General features: G+C 36.7%; 12 protein-coding genes and 1 riboswitch. All 12 genes read right to left on the bottom strand.

The window, feature by feature from the left end; genetic code table 11:
• Positions 1 to 1,668, bottom strand: a 1,668-nt coding sequence (locus G396_RS11635) for a Rib/alpha-like domain-containing protein (RefSeq protein WP_028125804.1), incomplete at its 3' end; no start/stop codon positions are given.
• A 209-nt stretch (positions 1,669 to 1,877) separates the two neighbouring features.
• Positions 1,878 to 3,830, bottom strand: a complete 1,953-nt coding sequence (locus G396_RS0109170) for an Ig domain-containing protein (protein ID WP_028125803.1) — start codon at positions 3,828 to 3,830, stop codon at positions 1,878 to 1,880.
• 177 nt (positions 3,831 to 4,007) lie between these two features.
• Positions 4,008 to 4,337, bottom strand: coding sequence for a YSIRK-type signal peptide-containing protein (locus G396_RS0109165; RefSeq protein ID WP_028125802.1), 330 nt, complete (start codon positions 4,335 to 4,337; stop codon positions 4,008 to 4,010).
• A 261-nt stretch (positions 4,338 to 4,598) separates the two neighbouring features.
• A complete protein-coding gene (locus tag G396_RS0109160) occupies positions 4,599 to 6,272 on the bottom strand; it encodes a sensor histidine kinase (protein WP_028125801.1) in 1,674 nt (557 codons plus the stop codon).
• Positions 6,247 to 7,020: a response regulator transcription factor gene (locus tag G396_RS0109155; protein WP_028125800.1), complete on the bottom strand. Its 774-nt coding sequence runs from the start codon at positions 7,018 to 7,020 to the stop codon at positions 6,247 to 6,249. Before G396_RS0109155 ends, G396_RS0109160 begins: the two co-directional genes overlap by 26 nt.
• A gap of 6 nt (positions 7,021 to 7,026) precedes the next feature.
• Positions 7,027 to 8,208, bottom strand: coding sequence for a bifunctional peptide-methionine (S)-S-oxide reductase MsrA/peptide-methionine (R)-S-oxide reductase MsrB (gene msrAB, locus G396_RS0109150; protein WP_028125799.1), 1,182 nt, complete (start codon positions 8,206 to 8,208; stop codon positions 7,027 to 7,029).
• A 12-nt stretch (positions 8,209 to 8,220) separates the two neighbouring features.
• Positions 8,221 to 9,201, bottom strand: coding sequence for a redoxin family protein (locus tag G396_RS11880; protein ID WP_248623934.1), 981 nt, complete (start codon positions 9,199 to 9,201; stop codon positions 8,221 to 8,223).
• A gap of 20 nt (positions 9,202 to 9,221) precedes the next feature.
• Complete coding sequence (locus G396_RS0109140; protein ID WP_028125797.1) at positions 9,222 to 9,938, bottom strand: cytochrome c biogenesis CcdA family protein; 717 nt, start codon at positions 9,936 to 9,938, stop codon at positions 9,222 to 9,224.
• Positions 9,939 to 11,086: 1,148 nt separating this feature from the next.
• Positions 11,087 to 12,043 (bottom strand): glutathione S-transferase family protein, encoded by a 957-nt coding sequence (locus G396_RS0109135; protein ID WP_028125796.1) that lies wholly within the window; start codon positions 12,041 to 12,043, stop codon positions 11,087 to 11,089.
• A 478-nt stretch (positions 12,044 to 12,521) separates the two neighbouring features.
• Complete coding sequence (gene mgtE / locus G396_RS0109130) at positions 12,522 to 13,847, bottom strand: magnesium transporter (RefSeq protein WP_028125795.1); 1,326 nt, start codon at positions 13,845 to 13,847, stop codon at positions 12,522 to 12,524.
• A 173-nt stretch (positions 13,848 to 14,020) separates the two neighbouring features.
• Positions 14,021 to 14,177, bottom strand: a riboswitch (M-box (ykoK) riboswitch).
• Positions 14,178 to 14,548: 371 nt separating this feature from the next.
• Positions 14,549 to 15,688 (bottom strand): mannitol-1-phosphate 5-dehydrogenase, encoded by a 1,140-nt coding sequence (locus tag G396_RS0109120; protein WP_028125794.1) that lies wholly within the window; start codon positions 15,686 to 15,688, stop codon positions 14,549 to 14,551.
• On the bottom strand, positions 15,688 to 16,125 hold the full coding sequence (locus G396_RS0109115) for a PTS mannitol transporter subunit IIA (protein WP_345917263.1): 438 nt from the start codon (positions 16,123 to 16,125) through the stop codon (positions 15,688 to 15,690). The genes G396_RS0109120 and G396_RS0109115 overlap by 1 nt, the downstream gene beginning before the upstream one ends.

The raw sequence follows: 16,125 nt of genomic DNA, 5'->3' as shown, positions 1-16,125 counted from the left end.
GTTGGTTACGTTGTCGGTTAAGTCAACTTTTCCACCTTTTTCGATTTCTTCTTTTTCTACAGTTGGATCATACTTGTCAGCGTCTTTTTCTACTGGAGTTTCTGGCTTAGAATCTGGATCTTTTGGATCTGTTCCAGCTTCTTTTTCATCTTCATCAGATACTCCATCATTATCATCGTCTTCGTCAGTTACGTCTGGTGTACCATCACCGTCTGTATCTCTTTGGACTTTGATTGTAACTGTTTTTTCTACAGGGTCTTCACCTTCTACTGTTGAGGTTACTTTTACTTCGATGGTTCTTTCTTCTTCATCGTCGCCCCAATCTTCAATTTTTGGTAGAGTGCCTGTGATTTGACCATCTTCGCCTACTGTTAGGTTTGGATTGTCTGTTGTAATTGTTGCTCCAGGTTTGTTGGATTCAGCTTTGATTGGATCAATTTCTGTTCCATCTTTACCTTCAATTTTTGTTTGAGTTTCTGGGGTAACTGTTAGGGTTAATTCATCAGCTAATTTTGGATTCTCATCGTCTTCATCTGGAATGCCGTCACCATCATCGTCTTTATCTGTTACGTCTGGATCTCCGTCACCGTCGGTGTCTCTTTGGACGGTGATTGTAACTGTTTTTTCTACAGGATCTTCGCCTTCTACTGTTGAGGTTACTTTTACTTCGATGGTTCTTTCTTCTTCAGTATCTCCCCAATCTTCGATTTTTGGTAGAGTGCCTGTGATTGTACCATCTTCGCCTACTATTAGGTTTGGATTGTCTGTTGTAATTGTTGCTCCAGGTTTGTTGGATTCAGCTTTGATTGGATCAATTTCTGTTCCATCTTTGCCTTCAATTTTTGTTTGAGTTTCTGGGGTAACTGTTAGGGTTAATTCATCAGCTACTTTTGGATTCTCATCGTCTTCATCTGGAATGCCGTCACCATCATCGTCTTTATCTGTTACGTCTGGTGTACCATCACCGTCTTTATCTCTTTGGATTGTAACTGTGATTTCTTTGGTTGATTTGTTGCCTGCTTCATCAACTGCTTTTACGGTTGCTGTAACAGTTTTTTCTTCTTTATCTCCCCAGTCTTCTGCTTTTGGTACGGTTCCTTCGATTTGTTTTGTTTCTGGATTGTATTTTAAGCCTTCTGGTAGATTTTCTACTGTTACTTTTGCTTTTTCATCATCAGTTGTTACTGGTACTGGTGTGATTTCTTTACCTTCTACTGCTGTAACATTGTCTGCTGTGATGACTGGTGCGGTTGTATCTTTTGCTGCTACATTAATTGTTGCTGTCGCATTGTCTGTTGTACCATCTGAGTATTTTACTACTACAGGAATATTTACAGCTTTTCCTGCATCTCCGTCAACTGGTGTGTAAGTTACACTACCATCAGCATTAACTACTGCGTCTGCTGGAGCGCCTTCACCTAGTTCGTATGTTACGTTTTCTGGTGTAGCTGGATTTCCTTCTTTATCAGTAAATGTTGGCGCTGCTACTGTTGCTTCTTCTCCTACTTTACCATCTACTGCTGTATATGATGGATCATATTTAGTAGCTTCACCTTCTTTTGTTACTAATAATGGAACCTTGTCAGTGTGGCCTTCTTTGATTAGAACTTCTTCGCCCTTATCATTTACCTTGTAGATATCATAAGTTACTTCTACGTTTGGTCCCATGGCTCCATCATCTGTTGTTTGGGTTGCTGGAACTTCTTTTGTAGGTGTACCTGTGATCTGGTTATTTTCTATTGTTAGACCGTCGATTGCTTTTCCGTCTATGAATTTAGATGTAACATTCTTAAATACATAACCTTCGATTGCTTGTGGCTTAACTTCTTGGTTATATTCTTGTCCTACTACTCCATCTACTAATGGCGAGTCTGTTATTAGGGCTGTGTAATATCTTGAACCCTTGATTTCTCCAGCTTCGTCTTGGATCGTTGTAGTATTTTTACAGAATATTCACCAGCCTTGGTTGGTTTTCCTGAAATAGTACCATTTGTTGGATCGATAGAAAGACCTTCTGGAAGACCTTCTGCTTCGTACACTGCGTTCTTTTCAGGGTTCGGATGCTCAATTTTATATTCATCATATCTTGATGCAATTAGGTTGGAAATTTGTACGACAAAAGAGTCAACAGCGAGCACTTCCTTGTCTTTTCCATTTTTATCAACTTTAATAAGTTTAGCTGTAAATTCTGTTGTTTTCTTAACATCTTTAGTATCAAAAGGTTCTGATGGGATTTGGCCTGTTCCATTTGGTTGAACTGCCTTACCTTCTTTAACGATGTTCCCTGCTGGGTCATACCAAACAATTCTAAATCTCTCAGAAGTCTTCGAGTATGGCAGACCTGTTGTCTTAGTTTCTGCCACATCTCCTGGTAAGGCTGTGTTAGCACCAGAGTCGTAGTTGGTAATGTTGAAGTTAACATTGTTTATCCCTAATACGAAGTCTGATCTTAGTGTGCTTACATTTACGTTTGAAACACCAACACCAACGCCTATTCCTGACCATCCTGAGTGAATTCCCCAGTCAGAGTTCATGGCTGTGTAATAGTTGTTGTTGTAAGGAGTCATGACACGTAGGTCATCTGTCTCATCCGTAGATACAAACATCCAGTCGTGGTTGATGTGTTTTACGTTATTAGTTGAAGTTGTATAATTAAAAGAACCATCGTTTGCTATTTCGGCAACTTTTCCAAGCCTATCTATTTGCTCTTGGGTCCATTTATTCCAAACATTTCCACTTGACCGATCGCCTACTTTATATGTGTATTCTTTGGCTGCATCAGCGTTTCTGTTAGCTCCCCAAATACCGTTAAATTGAAGGATGTATTTTCCTTCTGCATTCGTCTTGGCAGTCACAGTTTCTGCTATCCATTTTGTAGGGTCTTTAGCTACTTGTTCTTTAACCCACTTTTGTAGTTCTGCTTCTTGGGCTGATGTCCATCCACGTCCTCTGATTTTAGATGCATCAGATACTCCCATGAGTCTAGCTGTTTCAGCGCTATAAATTTGCTTCATAGCATAGTCAGATAGATAAGATGCTCTAACGGTGACATCTGGAGCTGGAGTGATATGGGTAGCAACAGTTTTCCACTGAACACCACCTATCCCTGAACTGTAGTCCCAAGAAACCGTACCGGTCATATAGCCACCGGTATCAGATTGTACTGGTGTTTCTTTAGCATCTTCTCTGTGCATTTCAGCCTTTGGCTTTTGCATTAAAAGAATCTTCCAGTTTTCATGGGTGTTTTTAGGTGTGTCTGAACCTGATCCACCTTGGGTAATTGGCAAGCCTTGATCAGGGAATACAACTTGTTCACCTGTAATATATTGGAGTTGGTAACCTTCTGGAATGGTAGCTTGATCTACCCAGAAACGGTATCTTTCATTACCAGCTGATACTGTTGGGTCTGCGTCAAATTTAATAAGTTTACCGTCTCCTGCGATATATGATTTTGCCCCAATGTTAAGTCGGCCATTTTCATCGGATACCGCAGTATATATTGGAGATACATATCCACCGTCTTCAAACCATTGGAAGAAACCTCTTACTCCTTCAATTGGTGTGAATTGTTGACCTGTTGCACCTGATAATGGGAGGTTTAAGTCCCCACCTGTTTGTACACCAACAAAGGCGTGAACAGCATCTCTAGATTCATTGTTTACGTCTGATTCTTCTGGTGCCGCTGCTTCTCTTGTAGCGGTACTAACCTGGCCATTCTCAGCTTCAACGGCTTCTTTTTCCGCTTCTTCGCTTAGTTCAAGTTCTGGCTCTGCACTACGCGTTTGAATTTGTTTTTTTGCAGCAACTTTTTGCTCAATAAATGCATCCACATCAAAGTTTTCATCAGCTGCTTTATTAGCTTTTGCTTCAGCTTCGATACTGGCTATCTCTTGATCGGTGTAGCCCGCATCTCTTAGACGTGCTTTTTGTGCTTCGGATAATTGAAAGTCTTTATCATCCTCATTTTGTCCTACAGTATCTTGAGCTTGCGTATTTTCTACTGTATTTTAATCTTGCGTATCTTCTAATGTATCTTGAGCCGGTTCTTCTTTTAGCTCTTCCCCATTAGATACGGTTGAAACAGTGGTAGGTTCATCAGTAGAACCGATAGTTGATCCATTCACTTCACCTGATTCTGTTTCCACAGCTGAAATTTCTTCAGTTGGTGTACCTTCAGCTGGTGCCTCCTCTGCACTTGCAATCGTACCGCCTGCGAATAACAATCCAGCAGCAACTGCAACCGATGCAACGCCGAACGTCATACGCTTAATTGCGTACTTATACACTTTGTTTGATTGTTTTTCTCGTAATAACTTTTTATTGTTTTTACTTACCACAACAATACCCTCCTAATAATATTATGAATTGAGTATATACCAAGCCAACTACCAAGTCAATAACATTTTCGTCCAGATTTTGCAAAAATTAGGGCTTTATTAATTTTTTCTAACCTTCATTCATCTTTTTTATCAAAGATAACAGAATACAAATAAACCCTATATATATAACAAAAAGACCAAACAACATTTCGTTGCTTAGTCTTTCATGAACATCCTTCAACTAATTAAAAAGTTATGCCTAAAAGTTCGAATACTTTACTATAAACTCAATCGATATTTCACTATAGTGAGCGCATCTTGTCGATACATTTTGATACCGTATTGGTTGCCACAAAGAATCTTAATTCTCTGTTCCACATTCTTCATTCCGATGCCACCCAGTTTCGTTTTGATCCGATTTTGATGGTCTCTTTCAAAGTCTACACCATTATTTGCTACTTTAATGATCAAGTCTTCATTCTCAATATAAGAAGTAATTTTGATGAATGATTTTGTTTTTTTAGGCTTGATGCCATGATAAATGGCATTTTCTACAATGGGTTGCAATATTAACTTAGGGACCATTATTTCAGGTGTAGCTTGGTCGAGTTCCAATAGGTATTCAAACTTATCGTCATAGCGAACTTTTTGGATGTCCATATAATTTTGAACATGCTCTATTTCTTTGGCTAAAGGGATGAAATCTTGATTAATACTCAAGCTACTTCTTAAAATCATTCCTAGTGCTTTCGTGACCTCAATTGCTTTTTCATTTTCACCAAATTCGATAAGCCAAAGAATCGTGTCTAAAGTATTATAAATAAAGTGTGGGTTGATTTGACTCTGCAAAGCTTTCAACTCAAAATTTCTTTTCGCATTCTCTTTTTCTTCGATATTTTTAGTCAGTATTTTAATTCGATCCAACAATAAATTGTACTCTTTTTTTAAGGTATGAATTTCAATCGAATCGCTGTCTTCAAGCTCTATCTTTGAAAATATCTCATCGACCTTTTTCATTTCTTCAGCTAAATTTGTAATCGGCTTACTAATCCATTGAGAAATAAGGATGGATAGAGCCACCGTTAAGATTAAGATAATCACAGACCAAGTCACTGTATTTTCAATTAATTTCTTTTGAAGCTCCTCAATTTGCTCGGTTGAAGCAACGCCTACGAGTAACCAGTCGGTATTGGGGATGTAGACATGCGCTCCAACAAACCCTTCATCTAAGGATTTCATTCTGTTATTAATCAGTTGTAAATATTTATCTTGTTCTACCAATGAGCTGGTATCCATCTGATTGGAGTCGAATAATAATTTTTCTTCTGAAGTGGTAATAAAAGTATACCCTTTTTCACCAAAATTAATCGCTGATACATAATCTTCAATCAATTTATAGGACAGATCAATCACGGCATACCCCAGCACTTTCTTATCTTTGACGATCTGATGACTAATGGATATAACGCGCTCGGTTTTATTCATTGAAAATCCTTTATGATTTTCCGTTGTGACCATGGCCATGTTATTTGATTTTTGGAGGTTTTGATACCATTCCAACTCATTCATATTATCCGACAATTCAAAATCGCTGGCAGATGATGAAATCAAATTACCACTTTTTGAGATGACAAATATCCTCTTAATCAATTGGTCATTTTGTTCGATTAAATCAATGATGTTTTGAATTGAATCGCTACTGGACTGATCTAAATTTTCAATTTCGGGTGTCATGGCTAATACACTTGAAATACCTTTTGTTTTCTCTAAATAAGAGGAAATATAAGTGCTAGCATTTTTTAATTGCTGCTCTGTTTGTTGGTACTTGCTGTCCTTTAAGATAGTGACAGAATAGGTGTAATGGCGATACGACAAAATCGTTACCAATAATATGGAAATAACGAAGAAATAAACACTTATTTTTGTGCTAAATTTTCTCAGATGATTTTTCATCGGTTAATCCTTGCTTAAACTGCTTGGGCGTTATACTGTAATATTTCTTAAATTTGGTCAAAAAATAATTTACATCGTCAATTCCTATCGTTTTAGCTATTTCATAATTTTTCATATCCGTTGAAAGAAGCAGAATTTTCGCCTTTTCCATTCGTTTCTTATTGATATAATCTTGAAAAGGAATCCCATAGATTTTTTTAACGAGCACACTTAAATAGTTGCTGTTATAGCCAATATCTTCGGCCATTTGATTCAAGGACAGATCCATATTAAATAAGTTTTCTTCAACATATTCCTTGATTAGCTTATTTTCCTCATCAATTTCGATCGTTTCAGTTTGCTCTATATTTTTTATGGATTGTTCTTTTCTTAGGTGATCAATTTTATCGATCGCATTTTTCAAAATATATTCAATGTCTTTTTTAGAAATAGGCTTTAATAGATATTCATCAACTTTTGCCCGAATAGCTGTTTGGGCATATTCAAAGTAATCATATCCCGTCAGAATAATCAGATAGACATTAGGATTATTTTCTTTAATTATTTTTGCAGCGGTTAATCCATCCATTTCAGGCATATTGATATCCATCAAAACAATATCAGGTTGATGCGTATTAGCCAAGTCTATGGCTTCTCGTCCTTCTTCAGCTTCTAAAACTTCCGTAATATTGAGCTTGTCATAGTTAACTAATTTTTTTATCCCTTTTCTGATGATGGATTCATCATCTGCAATTAATAATTTATACATATTTACCTACTTTATTAAATGGGTTAAATAGCCATATCCTTCTTGCTCCATCTCTTCTAAAGGTACAAAGCGAATGGAAGCACTATTGATACAATATCTTAATCCGCCCAATTCCTTTGGTCCATCCTCAAACACATGACCTAGGTGCGAATTTCCTGAGCGACTTCTAACTTCTGTTCGCTTCATATTATAACTTAAATCCGTATGATAAGTCACGACCTCTTTGGCTATCGGTTTTGAGAAAGATGGCCAACCACAGCCAGAGTCAAATTTATCGGTTGAACTAAATAAAGGTTCCCCGGTTGCGACATCAACATAAATGCCTTTATCCTTATTATCCCAATATTCATTTGAAAAGGCATGTTCAGTATCATTTTCTTGTGTAACCTTGTATTGAACGTCTGTTAATTTCTTCTTTAACTCTTCATCTGATGGTTTTGGATATTTCGATTGATCAATGATTACTTCATTGGCTTTTGAAATATCAATATGACAATAGCCATTAGGATTTTTCTTTAAGTAATCTTGATGGTATTCTTCCGCTTCATAGAAATTGTCTAATTTTTCAACTTCTACCACGATTTTATCTTCATATTTTGCTTGTTCTTTGTTCAATCGCTCTTCAATAATTTTTCTTTCACTTTCATCCGTGTAATATACACCCGATCTGTATTGAAGACCTCGGTCATTTCCCTGTCTATTCATACTGGTAGGGTCTACCACTAATAGATAATAGTCTAGAATTTGTTCCAATGAGATTCTTGCTGGGTCATAGTCTACTTTTACTGTTTCTGCATGTCCGGAATTTTTATAGGAAACATCCTCATAAGTTGGATTTTCTGTATCACCATTGGCATAACCGCTTACTACATCGGCCACTCCATATACTTTTTCTAAATAGGCTTCTACTCCCCAGAAACAGCCACCAGCTAAATAGATTGTTTTTAATTCTGCTTTTGAATAGTCTACTGCATCATTTGGATTTTCATCCGCTGATTTCTTTTGTTGTTGGGTGATAATTTCATCGATTTTATTCCTCGTATCGTCATTTTTCATCTCGTTATGAGTCATCTCCTTATTGGTCATCTCGCTATTTGCCAGCTCATTATGAGTTGTATTTGCTTTGACTATATACGCTGTAACTAATAAAGTCGCTGCCAATACCATTAATAAAAGTATTTTTTTCATTTTTACCCCTCCCTACTGAACTTCTTTATAAATTTGATCTAATGTCTCTTTATTTAATTGTCCTGGAACAACTTTTACTAACACACCATCTGAACCTACAATCACATTGGTCGGTGTTGAACGAATGCCGTAATCTTCAATGAATTTGCCTGATTCATCTACTAAAACTTTTATATTTTTATAGTTTAAGCTCTTAAACCATTTGATAAAATCTTCTTTATTCTTTTCGCCATTATGCCCCGGTGAAACGACCGTTACAATTTCATAGTCTTCTGACGTTTTTGAAAGCTCATCTATTTCTGATAAGCCAGCTAAACAAATCGGACACCATGAAGCCCAATATTTTATATATACTTTCTTACCTTTTTGGTCACTTAATTTATACATATTGCCGTCTATATCTGGTAAGTTGAAATCTGGTGCTAATTCACCTTGGTTCATTTTTTCGCTAGTCATGGTATCATCCTTTTTGCTTGATTCGCTTTCGGTCATCTTGTCATCCTTTTTGTCTGATTCCGATTCGTCCATATTGTCTGTGGTACTATCCATCATTGATTCCGATTCCATTTCGTCCATGTCGTCTGATGCGTCATCCATCAAGTCTTTTGATTCACTTCCGGCCATGTTATCATCCATTTTGTCTGATTCCGGTTCGTCCATTTTGTCTGTGGCACTATCCATCATTGATTCCGATTCCATGTCGTCTGATGCGTCATCCATCATGTCTTTTGATTCACTTCCGGCCATCTTATCATCCATTTTGTCTGATTCCGGTTCGTCCATTTTGTCTGTGGCACTATCCATCATTGATTCCGATTCCATGTCGTCTGATGCGTCATCCATCATGTCTTTTGATTCACTTCCGGCCATCTTCGTCTCCATTTTTGTCGATTCTCCGTCTTTCATTCCTTCATTGTTTGACTGATTTCCTGATTCACAAGCACTTAATACGATTGACATTGCCACTAATCCAAATAATAATCTCTTTTTCATAATTTTTTCCTCCTTGTTTGCTAGTTAAATAAGTTGTTAAAAAAGGCGGTTAAATTTGGTAACTGATTACTCATTAGCACAATTCCCATTAAAGCAACTAAAAATCCTCCGATACGTTTAATGGTGACTAAATGTTTCTTTACTTGTTCGAAATGATTCATCAAGGCACTGGAAGCGATGGCCATGATTAAAAAGGGAATCATTAAGCCGATTGAATAAACCAACATTAAGAATGCTCCATAAAATTGTTGACCACTGCTAGCAGAAGTTATTAAGACGGCGGCTAAGATGGGTCCGACGCAAGGGGTCCAACCTAAACTGAATGATACACCCATTAAATAGGCCCCCAGTGCTTTTGGCTTATTATGGTTAACCTGAATACCATTGAATTGATTTATTTTTTCAAATTGGATTAAATCCATTTGATGAATACCCAATAAAAATACTATGAATCCGGCAATCGTCAATAACCATCGATTGATTAACAATTTTCCAATAATACCTGCCCCAAAACCTAAAATAACGAAACTCGTTGAAAGTCCCAGAACGAATGCCATGGTCTTGATAATGGCTCCTTTATTAATCTCTAGCCTTCCGATTGTCATTTTATTGTATTCTCCTGCTTTATCTGTCAACAGCCCAATATATACCGGCAATAAGGGAAATGTACACGGTGCGAAAAATGAGAGAAAACCAGCAATAAACACAGAACTCATCAACAATTCACTTTGTACCATGATTATGCGCCTCCTTGAAATATTTATTTATGTCTTTATTATAAGCCCATTCTCTTAACCCGATAATCGAAAATAAAGTTCAAAAACTTGAAAATCATTAGGTACCCCATAATATTAGTCTAGTATAGAGGCATTAGCCGCCTAACCTGGAATCTCAAAGATACGCTTGATTTTTATACAGATGCGCTTGCCTTATTTTCACTTAATACCATCTACCTGTGGTATTTCGGTTTTTTTCACGAAGTTCTTTTTGCATTTGCGATGGATGGTCTGTTGTTTGATATCTTACCAGTTTGCTCGAATGGACGGTTCGATTTCAGCCACTGATATACCGTTTTATCCACTATAGACAGGGTCGTTTTTTTTTATTATTGGTGAAGTCACGATTTCCTTATCGTTTCTTCTCTACGCTACTTCGCTTGAGTCCAGCTTAGCAAGCATGATGAATATCACCGATAGCTAGTGCCTTAGGGATTTTCACCCTAGATATATGACTTACCCGTATACTAAAAAAAGAACTAAGCTGCTAAATGCAACTGAGTTCCTAAAAAGTCTTCCATCCTTCTTTGAACATATTCTTTCCTTATAACGCTTTACTATCGTCTGTTGAGAAATAAGTTCGCCAAATGGAGGTATTTCATTTTTTTCAATTGATATGCTGTAGGTTCTTCTGCGATTGAAAACTCTACCTTTTCTTTGTTCTCTGTTGGTTCCTCAAAAGAAACTTTAAATTTTTACCGAATGCTTTTGCTAATCTCTTTAAGGTATTGCTGGCAAGGTTCTGTCAAGGGGGGAAAAGCAAAGCGACACTTGACAGGACTAGAGTTGTCAAACATATGTTACACATACTAAAACTTCTGATGCCCTAGACCTAACGACTAACTATTCTTTCAAAGGAGTTTGTCAAGGAGGAAAGCGTAGCGATTCTTGATGATCTCTGCTGAAATAATATAAGGATAGGGTACCGACATCCTTGCCCTTGGCTAGAAGTTCCTACTGCAAAGACTTGCTGAGACTGTTTGACTTTAGTCATTACAGTCTCACATGCGTTAGAAGTAGCGGGCTTGACCCGCCAAGTTAACGCCCATGCTGGGCGAACCTAGACAAAAAATCACCTATAGAAACGTTCTCCAGGTGATTATCTATATCTAAATGTCTAAGCTAATTGCAGGACCTGCTGGAATAATACCGTTCGGGTTGATTGTCGGGTGGCTTCCGTAGTAATGGTGTTGGATGTGGTAGAAATCAACTGTGTCAGAAATACCTGGCATATTGTAGATTTCACGTGTATAACGCCATACATTTTCAAAATCAGTTAAATGTTTAATATTGCACTTGAAGTGACCATAGTAAACATGCTCGAAACGTATTAAAGTCGGGAATAAGCGAATATCAGAAGTAGTAAATTTGTCGCCTAGTAAGAACTTGTTATCAGCTAAAATGTTGTCTAATTTCTTTAGGGCATCGAATACATGACCAACTTCTTCTTCATAAACTGCTTGATCTGTCGCAAAACCAGCTTTATAAACACCGTTGTTGATGTTGGGATATACATAGTCATCCATTTCTTTAATTTGGTCACGCAATTCTTCTGGATAGTAGTCGCCTTCTTTAGCACCAATTTCATCAAAGGCTGAGTTTAACATCAACATAATTTCAGATGATTCGTTGTTGACGATGGTATCTTTTTTTTTATCATATAAAACAGGAACAGTTACTCGACCAGTGTACTCAGAGTCAGCATAGGTATAGACTTGGTGTAAAAAATCAGCGTTCAAGATTGGATCAGGAATTACACCTTGGTCTGGTGCAAATGTCCAACCGTTTTCTAACATGATTGGGTTTACGATAGAGATTGAAATTATATCTTCTAAACCTTTTAATTTACGCATCATTAAAGTGCGACTAGCCCATGGACAAGCTAGTGAGACGTATAGATGGTAGCGTCCAGCTTCCGCTTTAAAGCCACCTTCACCAGTCAGACCTGGTGCACCATCTATTGTAATCCAATTTCTGAATTGTGAATCTTTACGTACAAAATGACCACCCGTTGATTTTGTATCATACCATTGGTCTTTCCAAACACCGTCTACTAATAATCCCATAATACATCTCCTTTTAGAAATAATACTCAGTTTCAAACTATATTTTTCTATTTTAATATAATCGAAGACATATCTCACCTATTAGGGTTTGGTTAGGCTAAAAGACGGTATAACTCAAACACGAACTATAGAAAATTAAACAAAGTTAGATGACTAACAAGTTAAGTCCATAATATTATGTAAAAATAACTAGCACATTTTTATTCCATTTTATCAATAACAATTCTTCCAATGTATGTTGACTAGGATGGGAATGCGGGCGATGACTTTTATTTCTGATGCTGTCCCAGGTCCCGTCAAAACGATCTCGCCACCTTTTAACATCCTGGCGACTCATACCGTTTTTTCTTGCGCTGCTGAATTGTTATCATGTTTTATCGCAAATTCAATCACTTTATTTCGGTAACGCTTCTTTTTTATTTAGTTTTATGTCACATATGTATGATCGCCTAACACTAATTCTACTTGACATAAAGTCTTAAATACCTAATAAAAGACTAGCAATTTCAAAATAAATAATTAAAGCGAAAGTATCAACAATCGTTGTAATCAATGGACCTGCCATGACCACTGGATCTTGTTTAAAGAATAATCCAATAAATGGCAATACAGCCCCAACTAGTTTAGCCATCACGATAGTACACATTAAACTAAGTGATACAGTTAAATTAACCATTAAACTAACATGATCCATCATCCCAATTCGAATAACATTGATGATAGCTAAGGTTAGCCCGACCATTAAGGCAATTCTTAACTCTTTCCAAACAATTTTTAAAATATCCTTACTATCCAATTCACCTAAAGTAAGGGAACGGATAATAACCGTTGTGGCTTGGCCACCAGCATTTCCACCACTATCCATTAACATTGGAATATAGGCTGCCAGCACGACACTAGTTGAAAGTATATCATCATATTTTTGAATAATGTAACCAGTCATTGTCGCGGTAATCATTAATATCAAGAGCCATTTAATCCGTTTTAAAAAATGTGAATAGGTAGACTCTTCTAAATAGCCTTCATCAATATTAGCCATCCCTTGCATTTGGGCGATATCTTCAGAAAACTCTTCTTCAATAACATCTAAAACGGTCTCAGTTGAAATAACCCCTACTAAGCAACCTTCTTCATCAATAACAGGTAAAACAGCTAAGTGATATTTGTTCATGAATTTAGCCGCTTCTTCTTGGTCAGCTAATGTGTTAATGGAAATGACATCGTATTTGATTAACTCTGATAATGGTTGATCTTGATATCTTAAGAGATCCGCAACATTAATGAAGCCCTGTAATTGTTGGCTGTGATTGACCACCCAAATAACTTGTAAATATTCTGCATCAAATTGAGCGGTCTTTACTTTTTCAATCATCGTCTCTAACGTATCATTTTCATAACATTTTACTAACTCGACCCCCATAATAGAGCCGACACTTTCTTCTGGATAACCTAACACCTGATTGATTAACGGGCGTCTATTATCATCTATATGGCGGATTAATCGTTTAACGATATTAGCGGGTACTTCACGCATGGTTTCAGCTAATTCGAATGAATCCAGATGTTGAATGACGGTCTCAAGCTCAGAATCACTTAAATGCTCGATCATTGCTTGTTTATAATCTGTGCCCAACTCAGCGATAGCTTCTGATAATTGTTCTTTTTTAATAAGACGACTGATAAATAAGACTTCTTCTGTATCAAGCTCTTCCATAAAATGAGCCAAATCAACTTCATGCATTCTATTTAATTTTTCTGTTAGATCAAATAATTCTTTTTTGTTAAGTTCTAAAATTCCTTTCATACCAATACCTCAATTCATCATAAATTCGAGGTTTAGGTGAAGCTATTGATATGATACTGTAGCTTTGTCCCTGGGGATAATCATCACTCTTCAAATAAACCACTCCTTTATTATAAATTTTGGCGAAAAAAATAGTCTCCCTTTATAAAAGGCAGACCAAAAAAATACTTAAACAATTAAAAACCTAGTTCAAGCTTTAGCTCTGATAGGCGGTGAAATTACACTAGTCGTAACCTTAGCGATTACAACTGCTAACCAGCGAATAATGTCTCCATTTTTTTGCGGCGGTAACCCATATCCTATCAGTAGCCTCACCTACCTCGCACAAACTATAGCATAGACTAGCCTTAGATTCAACACTGCTACTATTATAAGCTAGCTTGATATTTCTTGTCGCCTTCATATAAATTCAGTGTAAAATATACTTGGGTCATTTTGATCCCTCCTGGTTTGTTTATGTTCTTAAAAAACATTGTGCCAGTTATGGAGGGATTAATGCCCCTTTCTTTTTACACAATTATATGGACTTTATCAACAAATGCCACGCTAATCTTGTCACTAACTAAAAAAACTCCAAGGTATAGTTTTAATCCAATAAAGCCTCCTACACTCTCTTTTGAGAATGAGGGAGGCTTTAATAATTTACTGCTTTTAAAATTAGGCTGAGAACTCTAAACTAAACAAACCGATAAGTAACAAAATTAATCAACATATGCCTTCACAATGCGATCAATAATCGTTTGATCTTGTAATTGGGTCACTTCTTTAATAACTTCTTCTACCGATTTTTCTTTTAACATTGCTTGTAGTTGTACTGCTTGTTCATCGGAAGGGTCATTATATTTTAAGATTTGAACAACTGTATCAATTAAACCATCAATGGCTAAACCACGTTCACTCGCTTGACGAATTGGGTTAATAAAACGCTCATTGTAGCCTAATTTACGAATGGGTGTCCGACCAACTCGTGTCACTTCATCTTTTAAAGCTGGATTTTTAAAGCGTTCTAATGTCGTTTCGATATATGCTTGGTGTTCATCGGCATTAAATTGCCATTTCTCAATTAATAATTGTCCCGTTTCAGATAAAGTCTTACGCACTTTTTGATAAATTTCTTCATTCGCCAAGGCATGGTCAATGGTATCAAACCCATTCGCAAAACCGAAATAAGCAGTGGTTGCATGACCTGTATTGACAGTGTACAATTTACGTTCAATATAAGGTTCTAAATCCACCACATACTTAACACCATCTAAACGAACATTTGGTTGTTTCATCATTGACTCACTGATGACTAATTCTTTATATAATTCAACTGTTACATCTAAAATATTTTCATTCGTTTGGTTTGGTACGATGCGGTCAACCGCAGCATCAGGGAAACCAATGTATTGATCTGCATAGGCTTTTACTTCTTCTGATAGTTCGCCATAAACCTTTTCTTTTAAGAATGTAGAACCACCAATCATATTTTCACAAGCGACCATATCTAACGCTTCGGTAACACCCTTTTGTTGGCGTAATTCGATACCTTTAGCCATTAATGGTGCAATATAAGGTAAAACGTTAGGACCAATTGCAGTTGTAACTAGGTTCGTTGCCGCAATCGCCTCAACGACAGCTTCAGGATTTAAACCATTATTAATGCCTTTAAATCCTGTTACGGTAACATTTTGTGACTCATCATCACAAATTGTAATTTGATAACTTTCTTCAGCATTTAAAGCATCGATAACAGCTTCATTAATATCTACAAAAATCATTTCATAGCCATTTTTATATAGTACTTCACCAATAAAACCACGGCCGATATTACCTGCTCCAAAATGAACTGCATTCATTATAGTTCTACTCCCTCTAATACGGCATTAATTTCATCGACATTCGATGCATTAATAATTTGTTCCGCGACTTCAATTTCTGAAAAGGCAATCGCAACAGTTGACAACACTTCTAAATGGTCGTCCCCTTTACCTGCAATTCCAATAATTACTTTGGCTGGTTTATCTCCATTACCAAACTCAACTCCTGCCGGTACTTGAACTAATGAGATACCAGAATTTAAAATGTGTTTTTTGGCTTCATCCGTTCCATGAGGGATTGCTAAAAAATTTCCCATATAAGTTGAAACGATTTTTTCTCTTTCTAACATTGCATCCACATATTCTGGTGACACAAATCCGGCTTTAACTAATAATTCTCCTGCTAAGTGAATCGCTTCTTCCTTCGTTGCTACCGACTGGTTTAATAAGACTGTTTCATTTGTTAATTTCATCAT

It is taken from the genome of Eremococcus coleocola DSM 15696 (assembly GCF_000428865.1).
GTDB classification, from domain to species: Bacteria; Bacillota; Bacilli; order Lactobacillales; family Aerococcaceae; genus Eremococcus; species Eremococcus coleocola.
The sequence above is the reverse complement of the archived record's forward strand: the minus strand, read 5'-3'. Positions and strand labels throughout refer to the sequence as shown.

Coding starts and splice junctions, on each gene's coding strand:
- G396_RS0109160 (WP_028125801.1), bottom strand. CDS start 6,272: ATGAAAAATCATCTGAGAAAATTTAGCACAAAAATAAGTGTTTATTTC.
- G396_RS0109155 (WP_028125800.1), bottom strand. CDS start 7,020: ATGTATAAATTATTAATTGCAGATGATGAATCCATCATCAGAAAAGGG.
- msrAB (WP_028125799.1), bottom strand. CDS start 8,208: ATGAAAAAAATACTTTTATTAATGGTATTGGCAGCGACTTTATTAGTT.
- G396_RS11880 (WP_248623934.1), bottom strand. CDS start 9,201: ATGAAAAAGAGATTATTATTTGGATTAGTGGCAATGTCAATCGTATTA.
- G396_RS0109140 (WP_028125797.1), bottom strand. CDS start 9,938: ATGGTACAAAGTGAATTGTTGATGAGTTCTGTGTTTATTGCTGGTTTT.
- G396_RS0109135 (WP_028125796.1), bottom strand. CDS start 12,043: ATGGGATTATTAGTAGACGGTGTTTGGAAAGACCAATGGTATGATACA.
- mgtE (WP_028125795.1), bottom strand. CDS start 13,847: ATGAAAGGAATTTTAGAACTTAACAAAAAAGAATTATTTGATCTAACA.
- G396_RS0109120 (WP_028125794.1), bottom strand. CDS start 15,688: ATGAATGCAGTTCATTTTGGAGCAGGTAATATCGGCCGTGGTTTTATT.
- G396_RS0109115 (WP_345917263.1), bottom strand. CDS start 16,125: ATGATGAAATTAACAAATGAAACAGTCTTATTAAACCAGTCGGTAGCA.